24 protein-coding genes and 4 tRNA genes are annotated in these 22,700 nt (G+C 71.3%); 16 read left to right on the forward strand and 12 right to left on the reverse strand.

Translation table 11 applies throughout. The annotated features are described in order from the left end of the window. Positions 1 to 41 precede the first annotated feature (41 nt). The 3 genes from GIS00_RS20810 to GIS00_RS20820 all read right to left on the reverse strand — a co-directional run bounded on the left by GIS00_RS20810 (position 42) and on the right by GIS00_RS20820 (position 3,055). Positions 42 to 629 (reverse strand): HIT family protein, encoded by a 588-nt coding sequence (locus tag GIS00_RS20810; RefSeq protein ID WP_322098227.1) that lies wholly within the window; start codon positions 627 to 629, stop codon positions 42 to 44. Beyond that, positions 626 to 2,701 (reverse strand): threonine--tRNA ligase, encoded by a 2,076-nt coding sequence (gene thrS / locus GIS00_RS20815; RefSeq protein WP_322098228.1) that lies wholly within the window; start codon positions 2,699 to 2,701, stop codon positions 626 to 628. Before thrS ends, GIS00_RS20810 begins: the two co-directional genes overlap by 4 nt. Before the next feature lie 138 nt (positions 2,702 to 2,839). Further along, entirely contained in the window at positions 2,840 to 3,055 is a 216-nt protein-coding gene (locus tag GIS00_RS20820) for a hypothetical protein (RefSeq protein ID WP_154770383.1), read from the reverse strand. Positions 3,056 to 3,133: 78 nt separating this feature from the next. On the opposite strand from GIS00_RS20820, the gene GIS00_RS29115 reads away from it, so the two are divergent. The 5 genes from GIS00_RS29115 (at position 3,134) to GIS00_RS20845 (ending at position 7,902) form a co-directional block, all read left to right on the forward strand. After that, positions 3,134 to 4,339 carry a cytochrome P450 gene (locus GIS00_RS29115; RefSeq protein WP_322098229.1) on the forward strand — a complete coding sequence of 402 codons (1,206 nt, stop codon included), beginning with the start codon at positions 3,134 to 3,136 and terminating at the stop codon, positions 4,337 to 4,339. A 57-nt stretch (positions 4,340 to 4,396) separates the two neighbouring features. Beyond that, complete coding sequence (locus GIS00_RS20830; RefSeq protein ID WP_154770384.1) at positions 4,397 to 4,849, forward strand: hypothetical protein; 453 nt, start codon at positions 4,397 to 4,399, stop codon at positions 4,847 to 4,849. A gap of 112 nt (positions 4,850 to 4,961) precedes the next feature. After that, positions 4,962 to 5,522 carry a MarR family winged helix-turn-helix transcriptional regulator gene (locus GIS00_RS20835; protein ID WP_154770385.1) on the forward strand — a complete coding sequence of 187 codons (561 nt, stop codon included), beginning with the start codon at positions 4,962 to 4,964 and terminating at the stop codon, positions 5,520 to 5,522. After that, positions 5,519 to 7,117 (forward strand): DHA2 family efflux MFS transporter permease subunit, encoded by a 1,599-nt coding sequence (locus GIS00_RS20840; RefSeq protein ID WP_154770386.1) that lies wholly within the window; start codon positions 5,519 to 5,521, stop codon positions 7,115 to 7,117. The genes GIS00_RS20835 and GIS00_RS20840 overlap by 4 nt, the downstream gene beginning before the upstream one ends. Before the next feature lie 218 nt (positions 7,118 to 7,335). Beyond that, positions 7,336 to 7,902 carry a COG4315 family predicted lipoprotein gene (locus tag GIS00_RS20845; protein ID WP_322098230.1) on the forward strand — a complete coding sequence of 189 codons (567 nt, stop codon included), beginning with the start codon at positions 7,336 to 7,338 and terminating at the stop codon, positions 7,900 to 7,902. A 47-nt stretch (positions 7,903 to 7,949) separates the two neighbouring features. Here GIS00_RS20845 and GIS00_RS20850 read toward each other — a convergent pair whose 3' ends face one another. Continuing rightward, positions 7,950 to 9,719, reverse strand: a complete 1,770-nt coding sequence (locus tag GIS00_RS20850; RefSeq protein WP_154770387.1) for a CocE/NonD family hydrolase — start codon at positions 9,717 to 9,719, stop codon at positions 7,950 to 7,952. Between the two features lie 141 nt (positions 9,720 to 9,860). Here GIS00_RS20850 and GIS00_RS20855 point away from each other — a divergent pair, with 141 nt between their 5' ends. Beyond that, complete coding sequence (locus tag GIS00_RS20855) at positions 9,861 to 12,605, forward strand: LuxR C-terminal-related transcriptional regulator (protein ID WP_196073392.1); 2,745 nt, start codon at positions 9,861 to 9,863, stop codon at positions 12,603 to 12,605. A 1,038-nt stretch (positions 12,606 to 13,643) separates the two neighbouring features. On the opposite strand, the gene GIS00_RS20860 is transcribed toward GIS00_RS20855, so the two are convergent. Continuing rightward, positions 13,644 to 13,715, reverse strand: a tRNA-Val gene (locus tag GIS00_RS20860). A gap of 268 nt (positions 13,716 to 13,983) precedes the next feature. Here GIS00_RS20860 and GIS00_RS20865 point away from each other — a divergent pair. The 5 genes from GIS00_RS20865 to GIS00_RS20885 all read left to right on the forward strand — a co-directional run bounded on the left by GIS00_RS20865 (position 13,984) and on the right by GIS00_RS20885 (position 15,351). Then, positions 13,984 to 14,427, forward strand: a complete 444-nt coding sequence (locus GIS00_RS20865) for an SsgA family sporulation/cell division regulator (RefSeq protein WP_154770389.1) — start codon at positions 13,984 to 13,986, stop codon at positions 14,425 to 14,427. Between the two features lie 198 nt (positions 14,428 to 14,625). After that, a tRNA-Gly gene (locus GIS00_RS20870) sits at positions 14,626 to 14,697 on the forward strand. Between the two features lie 40 nt (positions 14,698 to 14,737). Further along, a tRNA-Cys gene (locus GIS00_RS20875) sits at positions 14,738 to 14,811 on the forward strand. A gap of 19 nt (positions 14,812 to 14,830) precedes the next feature. Further along, positions 14,831 to 14,905, forward strand: a tRNA-Val gene (locus GIS00_RS20880). Positions 14,906 to 14,988: 83 nt separating this feature from the next. Further along, positions 14,989 to 15,351, forward strand: a complete 363-nt coding sequence (locus tag GIS00_RS20885; RefSeq protein WP_154770390.1) for a DUF2568 domain-containing protein — start codon at positions 14,989 to 14,991, stop codon at positions 15,349 to 15,351. Between the two features lie 22 nt (positions 15,352 to 15,373). Here the strand turns inward: GIS00_RS20885 and GIS00_RS20890 are convergent, their stop codons facing one another. Both GIS00_RS20890 and GIS00_RS20895 read right to left on the reverse strand, forming a co-directional pair. Then, entirely contained in the window at positions 15,374 to 15,745 is a 372-nt protein-coding gene (locus tag GIS00_RS20890) for a hypothetical protein (protein WP_154770391.1), read from the reverse strand. After that, the gene (locus GIS00_RS20895) at positions 15,742 to 16,125 is read right to left on the reverse strand and encodes a hypothetical protein (RefSeq protein WP_154770392.1); all 384 of its coding nucleotides are present in this window, start codon (positions 16,123 to 16,125) and stop codon (positions 15,742 to 15,744) included. Before GIS00_RS20895 ends, GIS00_RS20890 begins: the two co-directional genes overlap by 4 nt. A 165-nt stretch (positions 16,126 to 16,290) precedes the next feature. On the opposite strand from GIS00_RS20895, the gene GIS00_RS27965 reads away from it, so the two are divergent. The 4 genes from GIS00_RS27965 to GIS00_RS20915 all read left to right on the forward strand — a co-directional run bounded on the left by GIS00_RS27965 (position 16,291) and on the right by GIS00_RS20915 (position 18,711). Beyond that, positions 16,291 to 16,473 carry a hypothetical protein gene (locus GIS00_RS27965; protein ID WP_230313917.1) on the forward strand — a complete coding sequence of 61 codons (183 nt, stop codon included), beginning with the start codon at positions 16,291 to 16,293 and terminating at the stop codon, positions 16,471 to 16,473. 104 nt (positions 16,474 to 16,577) lie between these two features. After that, positions 16,578 to 17,708, forward strand: coding sequence for a zinc-binding dehydrogenase (locus tag GIS00_RS20905; protein WP_154770393.1), 1,131 nt, complete (start codon positions 16,578 to 16,580; stop codon positions 17,706 to 17,708). 17 nt (positions 17,709 to 17,725) lie between these two features. Continuing rightward, positions 17,726 to 18,151 carry an acyl-CoA thioesterase gene (locus GIS00_RS20910; protein WP_322098231.1) on the forward strand — a complete coding sequence of 142 codons (426 nt, stop codon included), beginning with the start codon at positions 17,726 to 17,728 and terminating at the stop codon, positions 18,149 to 18,151. Beyond that, a complete protein-coding gene (locus GIS00_RS20915) occupies positions 18,148 to 18,711 on the forward strand; it encodes an AAA family ATPase (RefSeq protein ID WP_154770394.1) in 564 nt (187 codons plus the stop codon). The genes GIS00_RS20910 and GIS00_RS20915 overlap by 4 nt, the downstream gene beginning before the upstream one ends. Here GIS00_RS20915 and GIS00_RS20920 read toward each other — a convergent pair. Both GIS00_RS20920 and GIS00_RS20925 read right to left on the reverse strand, forming a co-directional pair. Next, a complete protein-coding gene (locus GIS00_RS20920; RefSeq protein ID WP_154770395.1) occupies positions 18,624 to 19,493 on the reverse strand; it encodes a helix-turn-helix transcriptional regulator in 870 nt (289 codons plus the stop codon). The genes GIS00_RS20915 and GIS00_RS20920 overlap by 88 nt on opposite strands. 49 nt (positions 19,494 to 19,542) lie before the next feature. Beyond that, positions 19,543 to 20,010 carry a VOC family protein gene (locus tag GIS00_RS20925; protein WP_322098232.1) on the reverse strand — a complete coding sequence of 156 codons (468 nt, stop codon included), beginning with the start codon at positions 20,008 to 20,010 and terminating at the stop codon, positions 19,543 to 19,545. A 205-nt stretch (positions 20,011 to 20,215) separates the two neighbouring features. Here GIS00_RS20925 and GIS00_RS20930 point away from each other — a divergent pair, with 205 nt between their 5' ends. Further along, positions 20,216 to 20,806, forward strand: a complete 591-nt coding sequence (locus GIS00_RS20930) for a hypothetical protein (protein WP_154770396.1) — start codon at positions 20,216 to 20,218, stop codon at positions 20,804 to 20,806. Here GIS00_RS20930 and GIS00_RS20935 read toward each other — a convergent pair. The 3 genes from GIS00_RS20935 to GIS00_RS20945 all read right to left on the reverse strand — a co-directional run bounded on the left by GIS00_RS20935 (position 20,792) and on the right by GIS00_RS20945 (position 22,699). After that, complete coding sequence (locus GIS00_RS20935; RefSeq protein WP_154770397.1) at positions 20,792 to 21,610, reverse strand: hypothetical protein; 819 nt, start codon at positions 21,608 to 21,610, stop codon at positions 20,792 to 20,794. The genes GIS00_RS20930 and GIS00_RS20935 overlap by 15 nt on opposite strands. Positions 21,611 to 21,822: 212 nt before the next feature. Then, the gene (locus GIS00_RS20940; RefSeq protein WP_322098233.1) at positions 21,823 to 22,224 is read right to left on the reverse strand and encodes a DUF3817 domain-containing protein; all 402 of its coding nucleotides are present in this window, start codon (positions 22,222 to 22,224) and stop codon (positions 21,823 to 21,825) included. Further along, complete coding sequence (locus GIS00_RS20945; protein WP_154770398.1) at positions 22,214 to 22,699, reverse strand: hypothetical protein; 486 nt, start codon at positions 22,697 to 22,699, stop codon at positions 22,214 to 22,216. Before GIS00_RS20945 ends, GIS00_RS20940 begins: the two co-directional genes overlap by 11 nt. Position 22,700: the final 1 nt, after the last annotated feature.

Raw genomic sequence — 22,700 nt, forward strand, 5'->3', positions numbered from 1 at the left:
GAACCCGCCCGGGTGACCGCGGTCACCCGGGACCGGCCCGCTCACCAGGCGGCGGCGAGCAGATCCCGGGTGTCGGTGAGCAACTGGGGCAGCACCTTGGTGCCGGCGATGACCGGCATGAAATTGGCATCCCCTCCCCACCGCGGTACCACGTGCTGATGCAGGTGGCCGGCGATCCCGGCGCCGGCCGACTGGCCCGCGTTGATGCCGATGTTGAACCCGTGCGGCGCGGACACCGCACGCAGCACCTCGAGCGCATGCCGGGTGAAGTCGCTGAACTCGGCCAGCTCGGCCGGGTCCAGCTCGGTGTAGTCGGCGATGTGCCGGTAGGGCACCACCATGAGGTGACCGGGGTTGTACGGGAACAGGTTGAGCACGGCGTAGACGAGGCTGCCCCGGCCGACGATCAGCCCGGACCGGTCGTCCTGCAACGGGATCCGGCAGAACGGGCAGGACGGCAGGCCGTCGTCGGCGGGGTCGTCCACACCGCTCGGTTCGGCCGACCGGTCCGGTGCGGTGACGTAGGCCATCCGGTGCGGGGTCCACAGCCGGGCCCACCGGTCCGGCACCCCGACGCCGTCCAGCACCGGGACCTCCGGTCCGGCGTCGGGTGCGTCCCGATCGGTCACGGGGCCGGGACGGCGGCCGGCGCGCCCGGCGCGAACGACTCCGCGGACGGCGAGTCGTTGACCCGCAGCCGGATCCACTCGACGATCGCCGACACCGCCTCGGCCACCGGCACGCCGTTGACCTGGCTGCCGTCGCGGAAGCGGAACGAGACTGCGCCGGCCTCCACGTCCTTGGCCCCGGCCAGCAGCTGGAACGGCACCTTCGCGGTGGTGTGGGTGCGGATCTTCTTCTGCATGCGGTCGTCGGAGTGGTCGACCTCGACCCGGACCCCGGCCTCGCGCAGCTGCGCGGCGACCGCGTCCAGGTGATCGGCGAACGCCTCCGCCACCGGGATGCCGACCACCTGCACCGGCGCCAGCCAGGCCGGGAACGCGCCCGCGTAGTGCTCGGTGAGCACCCCGAAGAACCGCTCGATGGACCCGAAGAGCGCTCGGTGGATCATCACCGGCCGCTGCTTGCTGCCGTCGGGTGCGGTGTACTCCAGGCCGAACCGCTCCGGCAGGTTGAAGTCCAGCTGGATGGTGGACATCTGCCAGGTACGGCCGATCGCATCGCGCGCCTGCACCGAGATCTTCGGGCCGTAGAAGGCGGCCCCTCCCGGGTCCGGGACCAGCTCGAGACCGCTGGCGGTGGCCACCTCGGCCAGGGTGGCGGTGGCCACCTCCCAGATCTCGTCGCTGCCGACGGACTTCTCCGGGTTGCGGGTGGACAGCTCCAGGTAGAAGTCGTCCAGCCCGTAGTCGGCCAGCAGGTCCAGCACGAACTTCAGCAGCGAGGTGAGCTCGTCGCGCATCTGGTCGGTGGTGCAGTAGATGTGCGCGTCGTCCTGGGTCATGCCGCGGACCCGGGTGAGACCGTGGATGACGCCGGACTTCTCGTACCGGTAGACGGATCCGAACTCGAACAGCCGGAGCGGCAGCTCGCGGTAGGACCGGCCGCGGGCGCCGAAGACCAGGTTGTGCATCGGGCAGTTCATCGGCTTGAGGTAGTAGTCCTGGCCGGGCTTGCGCAGCTCGCCGTCGGCGTCGTACTCGGCGTCCAGGTGCATCGCCGGGAACATGCCGTCGCGGTACCAGTCGAGGTGGCCGGAGATCTCGTACAGCTTGCTCTTGGTGATGTGCGGGGTGTTGACGAACGAGTAGCCGGCCTCGATGTGCTTGGCCCGCGAGTACTGCTCCAGCTCGTTGCGGATGATGCCGCCGCGCGGGTGGAACACGGCCAGGCCGGAGCCCAGCTCGTCCGGGAAGGAGAACAGGTCCAGCTCGGCACCGAGGCGCCGGTGGTCGCGGCGCTCGGCCTCGGCCTGCGCCTCCAGGTAGGCGTCCAGCGCCTCCTGGGACTCCCAGGCGGTGCCGTAGATCCGCTGCAGACCGGCGTTGCGCTGATCGCCACGCCAGTAGGCGGCGGAGGAGCGCAGCAGCTTGAACGCCGGGATCGCCCGGGTGGTCGGCAGGTGCGGGCCGCGGCACAGGTCGCTCCATACCCGCTCGCCGGTGTGCGCATGCAGGTTGTCGTAGATGGTCAGCTCACCGCCGCCCACCTCCATGACCTCCGGGTCCACGGCGGCGTCGGCGGCCGGGTCGTGATCGGCGATCAGCTCCAGCTTGTACGGCTCGCCGGCCAGCTCGGTGCGCGCCTCTGCAGGGTCGACGGCCCGGCGGGAGAACCGCTGGTTCGCCTTCACGATCTGCTTCATGCGCTTCTCGAAATCGGCGAGATCCTCGGGGGTGAAGGGGGTCTCGACGTCGAAGTCGTAGTAGAAGCCGTCCCGGACGAACGGGCCGATGCCCAGCTTGGCGCCGGGGAACTTCTGCTGCACCGCCTGCGCCAGCACGTGGGCGGCGGAGTGCCGGAGCACGTTGCGGCCGTCCTCGCTCGCGGCGGGTACGGCCTCCACCTCGACGTCGGCCTCCGGGGTCCAGGCCAGGTCGCGCAGCCGGCCGTCCGCCTCGCGGACGACGACCACGGCCTCCGGACCGGAGCGCGGGAGTCCCGCATCGCCGATCGCCTGCGAGGCCGTGGTGCCCGCCGGGACCCTCACACGCGCGGTGGCGGGGGGCGGAACGGGCACGGCGGACACAGGAGCTCCTTCGATCGGGAGAGCACCGGCAGCGGCTGCCGGGCGCCCGGGCGGGCGCACCCGGAATGCTAGTCGCGCACCCCGGGCCCCTTCTCCCCAGTTCTGTTCCCGCGAGCGCCAGCTCGCAGATCAATCAGTTTGGGGGCCGTAGCAGTAGTGGCAGTCGGCCTCGCACTCGTGCAGGAAGCGCACGTAGCGGGTGGTGCCGCGGGCCGGGTTGTCGCTGCGGCGGGCCGGGTTGCGCGGGGTCTGGCGGGTGCCGGTGCGCGGTGTGCCGTGGTGCGAGGTGGTGGCGCGGGCAGGGGTGCTGTCGTGTGCAGGGGTGCGGGTACCGATCTCGTTCATGTCAGTGGGACGTGCGAGGTGCCGACAGGATGCGTCCGATCCGGACGACAGGGCGGATTCCCAGACAGCCTCACACCGGTGTCACCCACCCTGCTGCCACGCGCCGGCCGGGCGCAGGATGTCGGGGTGCACGCACCGCCCACGCCCACCCTCGCCGAGCTGACCGCCGACCCGCACCCCGCACTGGCCGCTCTGCGCTCCCGGCAGCCGGTGTCGTGGGTGGAGGCGGTCGGCGGCTGGATGGTGCTGTCCTACGACCTGGCCGTGCAGGTCATGCGGGACGCCGACACCTTCACCGTCGACGACCCACGGTTCACCACGTCGCGGGTGGTCGGCCGCAGCATGCTCTCCACCGACGGCGAGGAGCACCGCCGGCACCGCTCGCCGTTCATCGCACCGTTCACCCCGCGCGCCACCCGGGAGACCTTCGCCGCGTTCGTCGAGAACGAGGCCGACCGGCTGGTGGCAGGCCTGGCAGCGCGCAACGCCGCCGAATTGCGCACCGCGGTGGCCGGCCCGATGGCGGTGGCGTGCATGCGGTTCGCCCTCGGCCTCGAGCAGCTTCCGGTCGACCTGCTGCTCGGCTGGTACCGCGACATCGTCGGCGCTGTGGACGGTCTCACCCCGGACGCCGCGGTGCCGCCGTCCGGCCTGTCCGCGTACGGCGAGCTGTCCACCGCGGTGCTGGACGCCGCCGCGCGCTCGGCCTCACCGTTCCTGGCGGGCATCGTCGGTGGTGCGGACGCGCTCTCCCCCGAGGAACTGGCCGGGAACGTCGCAGTGCTGCTGTTCGGCGGCATCGAGACCACCGAGGGGATGATCGCGAACCTGCTGTTCCACCTCTTCACCACGCCGGGCGCACTCACTGTGTCTTCTGATGCCGCCGCTCGGCGGGCCGCTCTGCAGGACGCGCTGGAGGAGTCGCTGCGGCTGGAGCCCGCGGCAGCGGAGGTGGACCGGTACGCGACCCGCGACGTCGAGATCGGTGGGGCGTCGGTCCGGCGGGGAGACCTGGTGATCGTCTCGCTGACCGCGGCGAACCGGGATCCGGCGGTGTTCGCCGATCCCGACGCGTTCCGGCCCGGCCGGGAGAACGGCCGCCGTCATCTGGCCTTCGCGCAGGGCCCGCACATCTGCCCCGGCCTGCACCTGGCGCGACTGGAGACCCTCACCCTGCTCGACCGGCTGCTGCGACTGCCGGGATTCCGGCCCGCAGCCGGCCTCACACCGCCGACCGGCCTGGTGTTCCGCAAGCCGCTCGCGGTGCCGGCCGTCTGGTCCTGACCCGGGTGAGACCACCGGGGCCGGGTACTGCTGACACAGGTGCACGGGAGGTGGCAGATGGGCGAGCTGGAAGCCAGGTTCGGGACGGCGCGGCACCCCGAGCGGGACAGCGCGCGGCCGCGCACAGCCGGTCTCGACGATCCGACCGTGTCGGCCCTGGGCGAGCTCTCGGCCGCCCTGGAAGTCGTGGAGGAGGCCCGCGGGCAGCTGTACGGGTTCCACCGCAAGTCGGGAGAGGCGGACCTGGCGTTGCAGGGCGCGGTCCGGTCGCTGCGGGCGGCCGGCCACCGGGAGCTCGCCGACGAGATCGACCGGGTGCTCGTCGGCCGGGACACGATCGCCGGCCGGTGGACCTTCCAACTGGTCGAGGACTACGACGCCGGTTACTGGTCCGTCTTCCGTGAGGTGGAACGCGTCGCCCGGGAGCAGCTGGCCGCGGGTGTCCCGCACGTCTTCGAGGCCGAGATGAAGCGGGAGGAGCAGCGGTCGGGGACCGCGCCGGCCGACTGATCGCGGGGCAACCGGACTCCCGGGGGACAACCGAACCGGTCCGACCGACGGTCAGGTGGGATCCGTCACTTCCGTCCGTGCAACAGTTGCACCGGCGTTAGTGTTTCTCCTCGTGCCCCCCACCGCCCCGCAGGCGGGCCTCGCCTGCGATCTCTTCGTGCTGCTCGAGTCGTTGGGCCGCCGCCTCGCCTGCGGCGGCAGTACCGCCGCACTGGACGTCCTGGTCGACCGGGACCTGTCCTTCTCCCAGGTCAGGTGCCTGCTCTCGCTCGCCATGGACGATCACGAACTGCCCATCCACAAGCTCGCCGAGCAGCTCCGACTCTCCGTGGCGGCCGCCGGCCGGAACGTGGACCACCTGGTGCGGGAAGGCCTGCTGGAGCGGGAGGAGGACGCGGCCGACCGTCGGACCAAGCTGGTATCCCTGTCCGCGGACGGCCGGAAACTGATGGCCGAATTCGCCTTCGCCCGGCAGGATTCCGTCGTCGCGTTGCTGGACCGGCTCGACGAGGCGGACCTGCGACGGCTGCACGCCGCGCTGGGACCGGTCCTGACCGGTCTGGACGGGCTCTCCCCGGAACCCGCCGATCTCGTCATCACCACAGACCCCACAGCCACCACCGACTCCACAGCCATCACAGCCACAGACACAGACCTGGAGGTCCCCGCATGACATCCGCCGCTCCCGGCGCGATCCCGGCCGACTCGGACAAGCTCGACAAGGGCGTCCTGAAGATCGCCGGCGTCACGGTGCTCGGCGCCATCATGGCGATCCTGGACACCACCGTCGTCAGCGTCGCGCTGACGACCTTCCAGACGGTCTTCGAGGCCAGCACGGCCACCGTCGCCTGGACGATGACCGGCTACACCCTGGCCCTGGCCACCGTCATCCCGCTCACCGGCTGGGCCGCCGACCGGTTCGGTACCAAACGCCTCTACATGGTCTCGATCGGGCTGTTCCTGATCGGCTCCGTGCTCTGCGGCCTGGCCTGGGACATCACCTCGCTGATCGTCTTCCGGGTGCTGCAGGGCCTGGGCGGCGGCATGCTCATGCCGCTGGGCATGACGATGCTGACCCGCGCCGCCGGCCCGACCCGGGTCGGCCGGGTGATGGCCGTGCTCGGTGTGCCGATGCTGCTCGGCCCGATCCTCGGACCCATCCTCGGCGGCTGGCTGATCGACATCGCCAGCTGGCACTGGATCTTCTTCATCAACGTGCCGATCGGCCTCGGGGCGCTCTACGCCGCATGGAAGATCCTGCCCAAGGACACGCCGACCCCGTCCGAGTCCTTCGACTTCGTCGGCATGGCCCTGCTCTCCCCCGGCCTGGCCGCCTTCCTGTACGGCGTCTCCTCCATCCCCGAGGTCGGCACCTTCGCCCACGCCCGGGTGCTGGCGCCGGCGCTGATCGGCCTGGCGCTGATGGTGGCGTTCGTCTTCCACGCCCTGCGCAAGGACCACCCGCTGATCGACCTGCACCTGTTCCGCAACCGGAACCTGACGGTGTCGGTGCTGACCATGTCGCTGTTCGCGATCGCGTTCTTCGGCGCCATGCTGCTGTTCCCGCTGTACTTCCAGCAGGTGCGGCTCGAGTCCTCGCTCAGCGCCGGTCTGCTGCTGGCACCGCAGGGTCTGGGCGCCATGCTGACCATGCCGATCGCGGGCCGGCTCACCGACAAGTACGGCCCGGGACGCTTCGTGCTGACCGGCATCGTGCTGATCGGCGGCGGTCTGGCCGTTTTCACCCAGCTCACCGCCACCACCCCGTACGGCGTGATCCTGCCGGTGCTGTTCGTGATGGGCATGGGGATGGGCATGACGATGATGCCGGTGATGTCGGCGGCGATGAGCTCGCTCACCCACCACGAGGTGGCCCGCGGCTCGACGCTGATGAACATCGTCCAGCAGAGCGCCGGGTCCATCGGCACCGCCCTGATGTCGGTGATCCTGACCAACCAGTTCCTGTCCAAGCCGTCCGGCGACATCGCCCAGGTGCTGCGGGACAACCCCGCCGCCGCGGCCGACCCGCAGCTGCTCGGCCAGTTGCTCACCCCGGAGCAGCTGCAGCTGGTCGGGCAGTGGAGCGCCCAGCCGGGCGGTCTGCAGGCGGTGCTGGCCGGTGACATGGCGTCCGGGTTCGGCGTCACCTTCATCGTGGCGACCGTGCTCGTGGCGGCCTGCCTGATCCCGGCGTTCTTCCTGCCGCGCAAGCGATCCGAGGCCCTCCCCGAGGGCGAGCAAGCACAGATGCCGGTCGCGATGCACTGAGTCAGGTCTCGTTCCGCCAGTTCTGCCGGGAGCCCGGTGTCCCTTCGGGGCACCGGGCTCCCGGCGTTCCCGGCCGAACTTTTTTCATTCTCGTCGCGAAACAACCGAACCGTTCCTGTGCGCCGGTCGTCCCTACCCATGCCGGTCCCACACGGACGTGCCACCGGCCCCGGGCGGTCACCCACCGCCCGAGATCCCCTGCGCCGAAAGGAAACCCGGTGACCTCATTGTCACGCGGGGCGATGGCCTGCGCCCTCGCCACCTCCCTGCTCCTGCTCACGGCCTGTGGTTCCGACACCCCGGCCACCTCGAGCAGCACCGCACCCGCAACCACCGCACCTGCGACGACCGCAGCCGCGACGAGCGCGTCGGCCGCCGGCGGCAACGGCCCGGCGTCGTCCGCCTCCGGAGCGGCTGCCCTGGGTGTCGGCGACACGTCCCTGGGCTCCGTCGTGGTCGACGGCACGGGGATGACCGCCTACATCTTCACCAAGGACACCGCGGGCAGCGGCAGCAGCTCCTGCGCGGGCGACTGCGCCACCGCCTGGCCGGCGATCCACGCCGACTCCGCGACGCCCGAGGTCGACGGCGTGACCGGCACCGTCGGCACCATCACCGGCACCGACGGCGAGCTGCAGGTCACGCTGGACGGCCTCCCGCTCTACACCTTCGCCAAGGACGCCGCCCCGGGCGACGTCAACGGCCAGGGCGTGAACGGGGTCTGGTTCGTGGTCGGCGCCGACGGGGCGCCGGTCGGCATGTCGAGCGCCGCACCGACGAGCTGACGCCCGGTGATGCCGGCGGTCGCACGACCGCCGGCATCACCGGTCCCTCATGCCTCCGATGCACCGGCCGGCAGCACCGGCAGCAGCAGCCGGGACGAGCTGAGGACCCGGGTGTGCGACCGGCCACCGACCGGGGCATGGGTGAAACCCATGACGGTGGGCCCGTTCTCACCGCGGTCGTCGTGGGCGATGGTGAGCCGCAGACGATGTCCGGGCCGGATCCGGTGAGCGATCGGCACGAGCGGGATCCGGTAGGTGACGACCTCTCCGGCCGGCACCGCGAGGACGGTCCGGCAAGGCAGCACCGGTGCGCCGTCGACGCTGAGCGCCTCGTCGACCGCCCGCAGCTCGGCGCGCAGCCAGCCCGCTGTCACCCGGGTGACCGACCCGTCCGGCGCCACGTCGGAGAGCATCGCGATCCATGCCAGGTCACCGCCGCCCGTCACGGCATCGACCCGCAGCTCGACGTCACCCACGATGTCGATCGGCACGTCGGTCGCCTCGATCTCCCAGTCGAGCTGGTCCGGCAACCCGTTCGGCTGCAGGTTCTTCGGCCGGGCGGCATCGAGATCGGCGGGCAGGTACTGCGACTCGGACACCCCGGCCACACCCTCGTCGTCGCCCAGCACCCCGTCGCCGCGCAGTGCCAGCGGCCGCAGCGACGACTCGGCCGGCGGCCAGGACTCCGCGGTCCGCCACCGGTCGGCACCGGGCAGGAAGTAGCGCACCGCCGGTCCGTCCATGATCCCGGTGTCGGCACCACGCAGCCAGTGGTCGTACCAGGCCAGTGCCTCGATGTGCATGCTCTCCCACGGCCAGGACAGGCCGCCCGGGGCCAGCAGCGACATCCGGACGTCGGGGTTGTGCCGCAACAGCTTCCACATCCGGTAGGTGCCCGGCAGGTGCAACGGCACGTTCTCCAGGTCGCAGCCCAGGTACACCGGGATGTCGAGACCGGCCAGCGCGGCGGTGGTGTCGCGGGCATCCCAGAACTCGTCACGGACCGGGTGGTCCACCGCGGCGGCGTCCCAGAGCTGCCCGTACGGCTGCTGCGGCGCCTGCGACCGGATCACCTTCTGGAGCACCGTGACGATGGACTCGCCGTCGATGTGGGCCATGCGGCGGTGCACCGGCGCGGCGTTGAGCGCGTGCCGGGCCAGGTCGATGCGCCGGCTGTGCCAGAACGAACCGGGCCGCTGTGCGAGCACCCCCACTGCCGGCATCCAGCCGGAGACGAAGTTCGCGCTGAGCAGCCCGTTGTGCCAGACCGCCTCGTACATGTCGTGGGAGGCGGCAAGCGGGAAAATCGCCTTCAGGTGCGGCGGCCGCCGGGCGGCGCCCGCGAGCTGGGCCATGGCGAAGTAGCTGATGCCCAGCATGCCGACATTCCCGTCGCACCAGGGCTGGGCAGCCAGCCACTCGACGACGTCGTACACGTCACGGCCCTCCTGCTCGTCGAGCATCGACCAGGTGCCCTCCGAGCCGGAGGTGCCACGCGCGTTGACGATCACCTGCGCGTAGCCACGCGGGACGAAGAAATCCGTGGCGCCGGCCTCGATGAAGCCGAGGGGCGCCCCCAGGTCCTGGATCTGGCGCGGGTACGCGCTGAAGGACACCAGCGCCGGGACCGGCGCGTCGGCGTCCGGCCGGTACACGTCGCCGAGCAGCGTCACCCCGTCGCGCAGTTCGATGGGCACGTCGTCGGTGCGCACCGTACGGAATGCCGGCTCCGACAGGTTGCGGTACTCCCGGCCGCTGGTCTGCGGTCCGTTGAGTCGACGCTGGCCGCGCTCGATGCCGGCGACGGTGGGGGTCATGACGTGCTCCTCGGTCTTCGGATGCCGGGTGGGTCCCGGTGCTGTGTCCAGCCTGCGGCCCGGGGCCGCCGCGGTACCTGTGCAGAACGAACAGCACCCGTCCAGGTCCGACACCTGCCGCTCTGGGAGGATCGGACCCGGATGTCCGCACCCGTTGGTCCCACCCCTCCCACCGACCGCGTCGATGCCGCCACCCTCGACGCGGCACTGTCCGCTGCCCTGGGGCGGGCCTCGGGCGGCGAGCCGGAACTGGTGGTGGTGGAGGGCGCGCCCGGCACCGGCAAGTCCGCCGCGCTGGACCGGCTGATGGCCGCCGCCAGGGACACGTCGCTGCTGTACGGCTGCGGCCGTTCCGACGGCGATCCCCCGGCCTACGACCTGCTCGAGCAGTACGGGACCGAGCCCGTCCCCGAACGGTGCGCACCACCGATGGCGGCGCAGATGCTCCGCCGGGCGGTGGACGCCGCGGGGCAGATCGGTCCGGGACCCGTGCTGCTGGTCGTCGACGATCTGCAGTGGGCGGACCCGGAGTCGGTGGACGCCCTGGTCCACCTGCTGCGCCGGGCACGGGGGGACCGGCTGCTGGTGGTCGCCACCACCCGGCCGCTCGGGCCGGGCACGCACCCGGCCCTGCAGCGCCGGCTCGACACCGGCTTGGGTCGACGGCTCACGCTGACCGGCCTCGACCTGGCGTCGGCGGGCCGACTCGCCGACCGGTTGCGGCCCGAACTCGGTGCCGCGGTGGCGGAGTCGCTGTGGCGGCACACCGGCGGCAACCCGCTGTTCCTGCGCTCCCTGTTGGAACGCACCGACCTCGATCTCGCAGCGGCGGCCGAGCTCCCCGCCCCCGACGAGTACGGGCGGCAGATCACCGATCGGTGGTCCCGGCTGGCGGAGAGCGCCAGGGAGACGCTGCTGGCGATGTGCGTGCTGACGGAGTCGTGGCTGCCGGAGACCGGGACCGCGGCGATCGGGGTATCTCCGGCTCCCGGCGACCTGGCACTGCTCGAGCGGGCCGGACTGCTGCTGCGCCGGCCCGGCGAGGTGGGCATCCCGCACGCGCTGACCCGGGCCGCAGTGTTGCAGGCCGCCGACCCGGATGCCGTGCGGACGCTGCACCGGCGCGCGGCCGCGATCAGTGACGGCGCCGCGGCCCTCGACCACCGCATCGCGGCCACCGAGGGCACCGACGACCTGCTGGCGGACGACCTCGCCGCTGCCGCGCAGGATCTGCACGACCGCGGCGCCCACCGCTCGGCGGCGCGCCGGTACCTGCAGTCCGCGCGCCTCTGCACGGACCCGGCACCGGCGCTGCTCCGGCGCTACGAGTCGATGGTCGACACCCTGCTGCAGCCGACGGGGCGGCTCTCGCCCGGTGACGCCGAACTGCTCGCCGCCCACGCCGGATCGATCCCGGCGGCGGTGGTGACCGGACTCGCCGAGCTCGCCGCCGGCCAGTGGACGGTCGGCTACCGGAAACTCCGGCAGGCCACCGGCATACCGGGATCCGGCCGGGAACCCCGGCCGGATCCCGAGGGCTGGCACTACCGTTATGCGGTCCTGCTCGCCTGGGCCGGGATGGCCTCCGACGCCGCGACCTCCGACGTCGAGCGGCATCTCTCCGACGCCGTGGTGCTGCGCGGCCGCCCGGACCCGGCCTTCACCGGCGAGGAGGCGCGGGTCCGCGGTTATCTGACGGAACGGCGGCTGGGTGTCACCGGGGCCCGTGAGCTGTTCGCCGGTCTTCCCGACGATCCGGTGCGGGTGCCGACCGCCGCGTCGCTCGGGCTGCTCGCGCGCGGCGTCACCGGTCTGCGCCTCTGCCTGCTGGACGAGGCGATCGCCGATCTCGGCGAGCTGCGCCGGCGGGTCGAGGACGGCGCGGTCAGCGACATCAGCAACGGCGCGTTCTTCGCGGCACTGGCCTGTTCGCTGTGGCTGCGCGGCGAGTGGGACCGGGCCGCCGTGATCGCCCGGCAGGGCACCGAGTCGTTCCCGCGTTACGAGGCGCCCCATCTGGCGGCAGCGCAGTCGATGATCGCGTCCGTGCGGGGCGACCTGGCCGCTGCCGACACGCATCTCGGCCGGGCCCGTGCGTTCCTCGCCGATCACCCGTGGCCCGAGCCGGAGCGGCTGTTGCTCAATGCCGAGGTGGTCCGCGTGCTGGTCGATCCCGATCCGGCGGCGCGGCACCGGTTCCGGCCGGACCACCGGGTGCTCCGCCGGATGCTCGGCAACCGGGCGCCGGCGCTGTGGGAGGTGATGTTCGCCGCGCAGGCGCTGCTCTGGCTCGACGACCCGGTCGGCGCGACGACGTTGATCGACACGATCGGTCGCGACGGCAGCGCTCCCGCCTGGGCGGGTGCCGTCCGCGACCGGCTGGCGGGACTGGTCCGGGAAGCCGCCGGCGACCTGGCCGGCGCGCTGGGGCTGCTCGAGCGGGCCGGCACCGGGATCGGCGACGAGGTCCCGTGGCTGCGCGCACTGACCTTCACCGATCTCGCCCGCCTCCGCCACCGCTCCGGGGCGGCGGCCGGTGAGGCCGCCGCCGAGGCACGCCGCTGGTTCCGGCTGCTCGGCGCACCGGTGCCCGCGGACGTCGACCGGTGGGTCACTGCTCCTGCCGGTCCAGCCGGTCCTGTCGATCCCGCGCCGGTCAGGGACAGCACCCCCGGGTGGCAGCTGTCGGAGCGGGAGCGGGAGGTGCTGGCGCTGGTGATCCAGGGCCTGTCCCACCAGCAGACCGCGCGCGAACTGTTCGTCACCCGCAGCACGGTGAATTTCCACCTCGGCAACATCTACGCGAAGGTCGGCGTCTCCTCCCGGCACGACCTCACGGCGATGGTCCGCAGCGATCCGGCGGCCTTCGGCATCCTCCTCCGGTGAGCCTTGCCCGCTGAGCACCCGTCCGGCGAGCACCGGCCCGTGAGGCGCGGATCGGCCCGGTCCGCCGATCACGGCGAGTGACCGTCGAAAGATGGCTTCGCGGTGCCATTGCACGCCTGACGGAGGACGGAATCGGACAAGATCGCCCGGTGTCCGCACCGCGCCGTGACCGGCACGGCCGGCGCATTCATCAACCCGGGTGACACGACCACCCTCACGCGTACGGGTGAGAAGCACTTTTCTGCCCATTTCTGCCACATCTGTCGACCACCAACGGATGCAGCAGTGAACTGCCCACGAGGACACGACAACGACGTTTCAGACGAACCGGACACAACCTGGATCGTCCGGTGAATTCCTCGCCACGAGGCCGGCGGCGCCACTCCTTCCGGTCCAGCGGGACCCAGATGTGGACCTTCGGTGCGCCACAGGTGCACCCACATCCACGGAGCGACGAACCTTCGTCCACGACCGTGGCGGGCGCCGTACGCCGACTCCGGCAGGCGGGACAACCGCAACGCCGTCATCAGCGGTTCCGCGCCGACGGGTAGCCGAGTCCCGGCTAGCACAGCAGTGAACGGACGTCAAAATGGCGTTCATCGGCGTGTCGCGCTCCGGAGCCGTGTCGGACCGCCGGATCGGGCGACCAGCTCCCCGACAGATGACCGCCGGAATCCGATGACATTCCTCCCGGCCCGACGCCGGCGCGGGCGTACGGCTCCCCGGGAACGGCGCCGACGATCGCCCGACTTGCCTTCCGACTGCACCCGGGGCTCCTGACCAGCCTCTACGGATGTCGCGATCCGCGCCGCGGATCTTCGTGACGGTCGGCCACCCCTGAGCACCGCCGGCCGGACCGGACAGCGGGGCACGGACCGGGCCATCGCGGCAGGTATCGCACCGTGGCCGGGGACCTGGGGGATCGACATCACCGGCGCCACGGGCGGCCGGCGCGGACCCGTCGAAGGCCCCGTAATTCCGTGGACGACAAAGGCCCCTGAACAGCAAACATGCTGTTCAGGGGCCTTGTGATTGCGGTGGGCGATACTGGGATCGAACCAGTGACCTCTTCGGTGTGAACGAAGCGCTCTCCCGCTGAGCTAATCGCCCGGGATGTGCCATACAGCCCTCGCCGTATCGCGTGAAGAACGATACCCGATCGACAACGGTGCTCGAACCCATCTCCCGCCACCCTCCGCTACGAACCAATCACGTACGGCAGTAACGAAGCGCCCACTAGTCCGAACGGGTGAAGTTACCGATCTTGCGTGATGAGAGCGGAACGTCCCCGTCCCCATTCACGAGAGCAACCCGGGAGAACAAAATTCCGGCCACCAGAGGCCGGAACGGGACGCTCACCAGAAACAGGGAGCACGACATGGCCGGTCAGCCGATCACCCAGCGCCACCTCTCCGTGGCGGCCAGCACGGTGATGACGATGGTCACCGACTGGGCGGACATCCCGGTCGACGCCGACCTGCAGTACCACTCGCGCGATCCGTTCGCGGTCCGCATGGTCTTCTCCATGCCCGGCACCCCGGCCGTCGAGTGGGTCTTCGCCCGCGACCTGATCATCGCCGGCCTCGTCGGCCCGAGCGGTCACGGCGACGTCCAGGTCTTCCCGGGCGAGCAGGGCATCGTGCTCGAACTGAACTCCCCCGGTGGCCAGGCCCAGCTGGTGGCCGAGCGCCCGGCGCTGGTCCGCTTCGTCCAGGACATGCTTTCCGCCGTCCCGCTGGGCGGCGAGGACACCTACTACGACATCGACGGCGAGATCGCCGGCCTGGTCGACTTCGAGGTCCCCGGCTCCGCCCAGGTCTGATCCGGATGCGGACGGACCCGGGCGGGACTCCCTGCCCGACCGGACCTGTCCGATCCAGGCCTTCGCGGGCCGGCGCGCCACCCTCTCAGGCGCTCCCACTAGGCGGTTTGGTGTCGCTCCCGCGGTTCGGCTAGAGTTTTCCCTCGCACCCCCCGGAGGCCGGAGCCCAGCTCCGAAGGCCCGAGGAAGTGCAAAAATGCGGACGTGGCGCAGTGGTAGCGCATCACCTTGCCAAGGTGAGGGTCGCGGGTTCGAATCCCGTCGTCCGCTCGGCTCAGGCTTTCGCCGGTAACATGTCGGCACCTGCCCTGGTGGGATGGCCGAGAGGCGAGGCAACGGCCTGCAAAGCCGTGTACACGGGTTCGAATCCCGTTCCCACCTCCACCTGGTCCACCAGGATCCCGGGCGATTAGCTCAGCGGGAGAGCGCTTCCCTGACACGGAAGAGGTCACTGGTTCAATCCCAGTATCGCCCACCACATCTCGAAGGCCCCGGTCACCGACCGGGGCCTTCGGCGTTCCTCGGGTCTGTTCTCGTCCGCCGTCGGGCAGAGTCGTGGACGTGACCGATCGCGGACCTCTGGACGGCGCCTCTCCGGCGCTCGCCGTCGCGCTGACCGTCCGGTTCCTGGCGGAGCTCGCCGTGCTCGTCGGCGTCGCGGTGCTGGTGTCGTCGGTCACCTCCGGCTGGTGGCGCTGGCCGGCGGCCGCCCTGGCCGTGGTGGCCGTCGCCGTGCTGTGGGGACGCTTCCTCTCCCCCAAGGCGGCCGTGGCGATCCCGCCGGCCGCGGCACTCGGGATCGAGGCCGCACTGTTCCTCGGCACCGGCCTCGGACTCGTCCTCACCGGGCGTCCGATCCCGGCGGTCATCGGGGCGGTCGTGTGGGCGCTCGACCGGCTCGCGCTGGCGATTCTGCGGCGCTGACTCCGCTGCGCCGAATCGATCGCTAACGAACGGGCTGGGTGCGCTTCCACCCCATGACCGCGAGCGGGACCAATGATCCCGCGACGCCTCCGAGAACGGCGCTGAAGACCTCTCGCCCCCCGCCTCCGAACAGCAGAGTGGCGCCGACTATCAGCAGGAGGGCACTTGCCAGAGCCACAGCGAACAGCCAGCTGATCCGGAACCGCCGCAGAGGGGAGGAGATCACGGCAGTTCCGCTACCGACGGACACCCCGGAGACAGTCACCGACCCCAGACGCGGCTGCGGGTCATCCGGGTCGTAGCCCGCCTGCTCCAGCGTCGTGCGCATCTCCTCGAGGATGCGTTCCCGCTCCTCCGGCGACAGCCTGCGGGCTTCCTCTTCGAGCGACGTCACGACACACCTCCCGTACCGGGATCGACCAAGGCCGACGCGACCTGCTGGCTCCTGAGCGTACTGCGCAGATGAGAACTGTAGGCAAGCGCAGCTGCTTCCAATTCGGAAGACATGAGCTCTGTCTGCGCCTGCAGGAGCAACTGGCCGACGATGGTCGTCCTCAAGTGCAGGGGCAGGTCGTCCTGCTTCGCCTCGACGACCCAGGTGAACCGCGACCACCAACGTTCGAGTGCGTTGTGCCGTACCTCGGCCAATCCCTCGGACTTGCGAGCTCTGTTCCCGATCATGGTGGCGGTGACCACCCCGACGCCGGCGATCACCGCACCCAATCCCCCAGCACCTGCCGAGGTCAGGAAGTCGTCGAGCGGCGGCAAGGGCATTCACGGAACGTACGCGGTCGCACCGACAGTCATCGACCGTCGTGCCGACCGACCATCGTGATCGATGGGTCACCGTTGCCCACGCCGATCCTGGACGGGAGGATGTGGAACTTGTCATCGAGATCTGGCCCGCATCAGGCGGACCGTCCTGCCCCAGGAGGTTGCGTGACCGATCACGATCGAAACCCGTGCGACGCCCCGTCGACGGGCGGTCCCGCCGACGAACCCTGGAAGGGGTACCCCGACCCATCCCTGGAGGCAGACATCAAAGAGGCCGACGCCGCCTACGCCAAGGGCGATGTGGTGCGTGGACTCCCGGCCGTCAGGGCCTTGCGCAGGATCTGCTGACGGCGGACCGGGGCCGAATCCCCGGCCGATCGACCGGCACGGGACAATCGACGGCCTGGCGTCCCCGCACCGGCGGGCGCTGCGACGACAGCGAAGGATGTCTGATGCGAATCCGGGCCGCGGTGCTGCGGGAGGTCGGGGCCGAGCGCCCCTATGCGGGATCGGCGCCGATGGTGCTGGAGGAACTGGAGTTGCAGGACCCTGGGCCGGGCGAGGTGCTGGTGCGGATCACCGCGGCCGGGGTCTGCCACTCCGACCTGTCGGTGATCGACGGCAACCGGATCCGGCCGCTGCCGATGGCGCTCGGCCACGAGGCGGCCGGGACCGTGGTGGACACCGGGCCCGGCGTCGCCGATGTCGTGCCGGGCGACCAGGTGGTGCTGGTGTACGTGCCGAGCTGCGGGCACTGCCGGTACTGCTCGTCCGGCCGGCCGGCGCTCTGCCCGGACGCGGCTGCGGCGAACGGCCGGGGCGACCTGGTCCGCGGCGGCAGCCGGCTGCGCACGCCCGACGGCGAGGAGGTCCGTCACCACCTGGGCGTCTCCGGGTTCGCGGACCACGCCGTGGTCGACCGCACCTCGCTGGTGGTGATCGACAAGGACATCGAGCCGGGGACCGCGGCCCTCTTCGGCTGCGCGATGCTGACCGGGTTCGGCGCCGTGATGCACACCGCCCACGTGCGCCCCGGCGAATCGGTGGCGGTCTTCGGCCTGGGCGGGGTCGGCCAGGCCGCGGTGATGTCGGCCGCGGTGGCCGGGGCGCACCCGCTGATCGCCGTCGACCCGGTACCGGCCAAGCAGCAGCTGGCGCTCGAGCTCGGCGCCACCCACGCCTGCTCCCCCGACGAACTCGCGGAGGTGCTGGCCGCGCACAGCCCGGGCGGGGTGGACGTGGCGCTGGAGGTGGTGGGATCCGCGGCGGTGCTGCGCGGCGCCTACGATGCCACGGCCCGGGGCGGGCGCACGGTCTCCGTCGGGCTGCCGCATCCCGATGCCGAGGTCAGCCTGCCGGCGATGAACCTGGTCGCCGAGAACCGGTCGGTGCTCGGTTCGTACATGGGGTCGTCGCAGCCGCAGCAGGACATCCCGGCGATGATCGCGCTCTGGCGGGCCGGCCGGCTGCCGGTGCACAAGCTGGCCACCGCCGAGCTGCCGCTCGACGAGATCAACACGGCCATGGACAATCTCGCCGACGGGAAGGCCGTCCGGCAGGTGCTGCTCCCGGCCGCGCCGTGACCCGTCCGGAGCCACCGGTGCTCGCGCAGTTCCCCGTCCGGCAGCTGCACCGCACCCGGTGGGCGGACAACGACAGCTACGGCCACCTGAACAACACGGTGCACAACCAGCTGTTCGACACCGCGGTCAACACCTGGCTGCTGGAGACCTGCGGCGCCGAGCTGCGCGCCGCGGACTCCATCGGGATCGTCGCCGAGACCTCGGTGCACTTCCTCGCCGAGGCGGCCTACCCGGCCGACGTCACCGTCGCGGTCGGCGTCGAGCACCGCGGCCGGAGCAGTGTGGTGTACCGGGTGGCGATCTTCACCGGAGCCGGTACGCCGGACGAGATCGCCTGCTCCGTCGGCAGGTTCGTGCACGTCTACGTCGACCGGGACACGCGCCGACCGGTGCCGATGCCGGCCGCGGTGGCCGCGGCCGCCGACGGCATCCGCTTGGCATGACCGGCCCGCGGGTGCTGGTCACCGGGATGTCGGCCACCGGCAAGTCGACGGTGATCGGGCTGCTCGCCGCCCGCGGGTTCGCCGCCGTGGACACCGATCTCGCCGAATGGTGCGTCGACGCGGTGTCGGCATCCGGTGCCGCGGAACAGCTCTGGGACGAACCACGCATCGGCGAGCTGCTCGATTCCGCAAGCAAGGCGCCGCTGTTCGTCTCCGGTTGTCACTCCAACCAGGGTCGCTTCCGGCACCGGTTCGACCACGTCGTGCTGCTGTCGACTCCGACACCGATCCTGCTGCAGCGCCTCTCGACCCGGACCACGAACGACTTCGGCAAGTCCGCCGCAGAACGGGAGCGGATCCTCGGGCACATCGGCGACGTGGAGCCACTGCTGCGTGCCTCCGCGGACCTGGAGATCGACACCTCCCGGCACGGCCCGGACGACGTGGTGGAGATCCTGCTGGGGCTGGCCGGTCAGCCGGCGGCGACCGGCGGGCGGAGCGCCAACTCGCCCAGTTCCAGCAACCGCCGCTCGGACGGGGACGCCGGCGGCGCGGTGTAGAGGATCACCGTCTGCCCGGGATCACCTGGCAGTGCCAGGGTCTCGTAGCGCAGCGACATCGGACCGACAGCCTCGTGGAAGAACTCCTTGATCCCGTGGGTGTGCTCGAACAGCCGGTAGTCGGCCCACATCGCCGCGAACTCCCAGGATGCCGTGGCCAGCTCCGCCACCAGCCCGGCGAGGTGGTCGTCCGGATCCCCGGCCGCGCCGGCCGAGATCGCCGCGGCCCGCAGCACCGCGACCATCTGCGGGGCGATCTCGGCCCAGTTGCGGTAGACCACCCGGGCCCGCGGGGACAGGAACATCCACCTTGCCATGTTCCGCTCGGCGACCGGCATGGCCTGGAAGTCGTCGAGCAGCAGCGCCCCGGCGCGGTTGATGCCGAGCACCTCCAGGTGCGGCCCGTGGATCACCGCCGGCACCGGGTCCAGTGCGTTGATCATCGAGATCAGTTCCGGCCGAGCGCGTCTGGTGATGCTCCGGACCGTCCGGGTGTGGATACCGGAGGGGTTGAGCAGCGACCGGAGGTGCAGTCGCTCGAGACGCCCGAGCCGGAGCGCGGTCTCGACGGCGTCCAGCACCTGTTCCGACACCGTGCCGACCCGGCCCTGCTCGAGCTTGGTGTAGTAGTCGACGCTGACCCCGGCGAGGACCGCCACCTCCTCCCGGCGCAGCCCCGGCACCCGGCGGCGGCGGGACGGGTCGGCCAGGCCGACGTCCTCCGGCTCGATCGCGGCGCGCCGGGACATCAGGAACTCACCGACCGGGGATCCGCTGGTCATCGGCCCATCATGCCGCGCCTCGGGAGCGACACGCCAGGCCACGGCGGGATCAGGGATGGACGTGCCCGGTCCGCTCGGACAGTTCGAACATGTTGCCCCAGGGGTCCCGGAAGAAGGCGAGCCGGGCGCTGATGTCGTCGATCTCGAACGGCGCGTTGACCACGTCGACCCCGCGTGCCCGCAGCACCGCCAGGGTGTCGTCGACGCTGTCCACCGACAGGCACACGTGGTTGAACCCGGACGCGGCCAGGCTGGCGTCGACATCCCCGTAGACCTGCTGCGGGGCGGCACCCGGACCGGCCAGGATCTCCAGGTGGAAGTCGTCCTGCGCGGGTGGCGAGACGTAGGCCAGGGTCAACTCCCCGTAGGGCCAGGTCTGCAGCACGCGCCAGTCCATGACGTCGACCCAGAACGACCGTGCCGCAACGAAATTCGGGTAGCGGATCGCGGTGTGGTGCCCGCGCATGGAGGCGAAGGGGGAGGTCGGGTCGACCGGGGGCGATGCGGGAAGCGGCACGGCTGCAGTCCTCTCGAGCTGTGGTGGTGGCTGCTTCCACTTCACCTGACGACCTTCGCCTTCGACAGGTCCTGTCCGGTCCCCGTTGTCCTGGTACCCCGGGTACCTGGATACCGCCGGGGGTGTGACGGCGGGGTTTCCGGGTACGAGGGATCGTGAGCGACCCGCACTGACCAGCAGGAACAGACGAGGAGCTGAGGACAGGATGTCACTGACCGAACACCGGGAGTCGCAGCACCAGGACGCCGGGAAGGATCCGACCCCGAAGCTCGCACCGTTCTCCATGTGGCACGACCGGTGGCTCGACCCGAGGTGGCAGGGCGGCGGCTTCCTGGTCTTCGGAGCAGCGGTCCTGATCACGGCGGCCGTGTGGTCGGACCTGCGGGACCAGCCGATGGTCTGGGTCGCCGGCGTGCTGTCGTCGGTGGTCGGCGGCGTGCTGATCGGGCTGCGCCGGCGCATCCTGCTGCACCGGGCCCGGCGCTACGAGGACAGCCGCGAGCCGGGGTGGCAGAACCGGGAGGGGATCGAGCAGGAGACCCCGGTGACCGGGCTGCGGACCCTGCCGGTCGTGCAGGGGCTGAAGTCACGGAACAGTCGGAAGCGGGCCGGCTGGATCCTGCTGGTGTGCGCGGCCCTGGTGACGCTCACCGCGCGGATCCTCGGCTCGCTCGACGTGCTGGTGATCCCTTTCTGGATCTTCCTGGTCGTCTCGTTCGCTCTGCTGGGCGGCTCGATCTACTGCCTCACGACCGCGAAGGAGCACCGGAACCAGGCGGCATCAGCAGGTCAGTGAGATCTGGAAGTAGGCGTCGGCCGGGGCATCGGGCGCCCACATCGATCCCTGGGCGGGCAGTGCGGTGCCGACGTGCACCCGGTTGCCCTCCGCGTACGCCGACGCGGTGAACCGCGAGAACGACGATGCCGCAACGGCACAGCCGGTCAGATCACGGTCGAAGGTGATAGTCCAGGCACCGGTGCCGTTGTGCTGCAACGCAGTCATCCGGGACGACGCCACGACCCGGCCGTTCGACAGCGCCACCAGGTAGGGCGCCGGCGCGAAGTACCCGGTCACGTCGACGACGAGGTGCGTGGGCCGGCCGGCCGAGAGCACCGACAGCCCGGCCGGTGTCACCGGCACCACGACCCCGATGCTCTGGTTCAGTGCGGCACCGAAGTTCATCGTGGTGGCCGCGGGCGGCGCGCTCCCCCGCCCCCACGCCTTCAGGAATCCCGTGCCCTCCGCCGAGACCGCGGTGAAGGTCGCCGTGATCGACGTCGCGGTCGCCGGGATGCCGCAACCGCCGGACCGGCCGCCCTGTGCCGGAAACCCGTCGACCCCGGACACCCGGAAGTTCCGGACGGTGCCGGCGACCAGCGACGTGCCGGACCGGGTGTCGGCCATCCGGCACGTCGGCACCTGCTGGTACGTCGCGGCGCTGCCGGTCAGCCCCGCTGCGGTGACGTCCGGCGGGTTCGGTTCGAGCGCTGCTGCCGGTGTCACGCCCCGGCCCGACCAGGGTGACGCGAGCAGGAGCACGACCACGGCGAGCGCGAGCAGGACCGGAGGGACGGATCGGAGCACGACGGAACGGGACACCCGGGACCTCGTTTCTGACGGAGCGGGATCACACCATCAGGACACGAAGGACGAGCGCCGGCCGAAATACCTTTTCACCCGGTCCCCGGAGGTGGGGACTCCGAGCCACGGTCCGTTGCCGAGGTGGGACAGCAGATCCGTTGCCGTCAGCCCCGTGGAACGTGGCCCACCGCAACGGATCCGGGCCACCGGCCCCGCAATACCGGGAGCCGTCAGATCTTGCGGCGGGCCAGCACGCTGCGGTGCACCCAGCGCTCGGCGACGAAGGAGACGCCGGGGATCACGCCGGCCAGGATCACCTTGAGGATGCCGAGCAGCGACCAGCGGTCCTTGTAGGCGAGGTCGAAGGCCAGCAGCACGTAGACCACGTACAGCACACCGTGGATCGGGCCCCACACGGCGACCGTCCAGTCGAACCGGCCGGTGGCGCCGCCGAAGCCGTACTTCAGGATCATCAGCAGCACCAGCAGGATGAGCCCCCAGCCGACCACGAAGGCGGACACCCGGTACCGGGACAGCGCCGCCCTGATCTTCGGCGGCACGACCGGCGCGGGGGCCGCGCTGTCAGCGGGAGCCGTGCTGTCGGGAGTCGTCGGGCGGGGTTCAGCGGGCACGTCGGTCTCTCTCGGCCAGTTCTGCCAGCGCACGGTTGTACGCCGCGAGTTCGGGGTCGTCCTCGTCGTTGTCCACGGTCGCCACCGCCACCGTCTCCATGTCGGCCGGCCGGAACCGGCCGACACCGGGCTCCCGCTCGTCGGCGGGCTCGGCCACCTCAGGCACGTCACCGGCCGGAACGGCAGGGTCCGCGGCGGCCGGCTCCGGGCCGGGCTCCAGCGCCTCGTGTTCGCGCGGCGCGTCCCGCTCGTCCTCGTCCTTGACGACCTCGAGCCGGAGGAACCGGAACCACATGTAGAGGAAGGCGCCCGCGAAACACGGCCAGAGCAGGGCGTACCCCAGGTTCTGAGCGGTGCCGGTCGATTCGTGGCTGCGGTCCCACTGCCACCACCCCAGGCGCAGGCACACCAGCGCCGCCAGCACGACGAGCAGGTGGCCGGCGATCCATCCGGGGCGCAGGAACCGGCGATACACA

Source organism: Nakamurella alba (assembly GCF_009707545.1).
GTDB classification, from domain to species: Bacteria; Actinomycetota; Actinomycetes; order Mycobacteriales; family Nakamurellaceae; genus Nakamurella; species Nakamurella alba.

What these genes read in the sequence shown, in the direction of transcription:
- GIS00_RS20820 (WP_154770383.1), bottom strand. Translation starts at nt 3,055, where the DNA reads ATGAACGAGATCGGTACCCGCACCCCTGCACACGACAGCACCCCTGCC.
- GIS00_RS20830 (WP_154770384.1), top strand. Translation starts at nt 4,397, where the DNA reads ATGGGCGAGCTGGAAGCCAGGTTCGGGACGGCGCGGCACCCCGAGCGG.
- GIS00_RS20840 (WP_154770386.1), top strand. Translation starts at nt 5,519, where the DNA reads ATGACATCCGCCGCTCCCGGCGCGATCCCGGCCGACTCGGACAAGCTC.
- GIS00_RS20850 (WP_154770387.1), bottom strand. Translation starts at nt 9,719, where the DNA reads ATGACCCCCACCGTCGCCGGCATCGAGCGCGGCCAGCGTCGACTCAAC.
- GIS00_RS20855 (WP_196073392.1), top strand. Translation starts at nt 9,861, where the DNA reads ATGTCCGCACCCGTTGGTCCCACCCCTCCCACCGACCGCGTCGATGCC.
- GIS00_RS20865 (WP_154770389.1), top strand. Translation starts at nt 13,984, where the DNA reads ATGGCCGGTCAGCCGATCACCCAGCGCCACCTCTCCGTGGCGGCCAGC.
- GIS00_RS20895 (WP_154770392.1), bottom strand. Translation starts at nt 16,125, where the DNA reads ATGCCCTTGCCGCCGCTCGACGACTTCCTGACCTCGGCAGGTGCTGGG.
- GIS00_RS20905 (WP_154770393.1), top strand. Translation starts at nt 16,578, where the DNA reads ATGCGAATCCGGGCCGCGGTGCTGCGGGAGGTCGGGGCCGAGCGCCCC.
- GIS00_RS20915 (WP_154770394.1), top strand. Translation starts at nt 18,148, where the DNA reads ATGACCGGCCCGCGGGTGCTGGTCACCGGGATGTCGGCCACCGGCAAG.
- GIS00_RS20920 (WP_154770395.1), bottom strand. Translation starts at nt 19,493, where the DNA reads ATGACCAGCGGATCCCCGGTCGGTGAGTTCCTGATGTCCCGGCGCGCC.
- GIS00_RS20930 (WP_154770396.1), top strand. Translation starts at nt 20,216, where the DNA reads ATGTCACTGACCGAACACCGGGAGTCGCAGCACCAGGACGCCGGGAAG.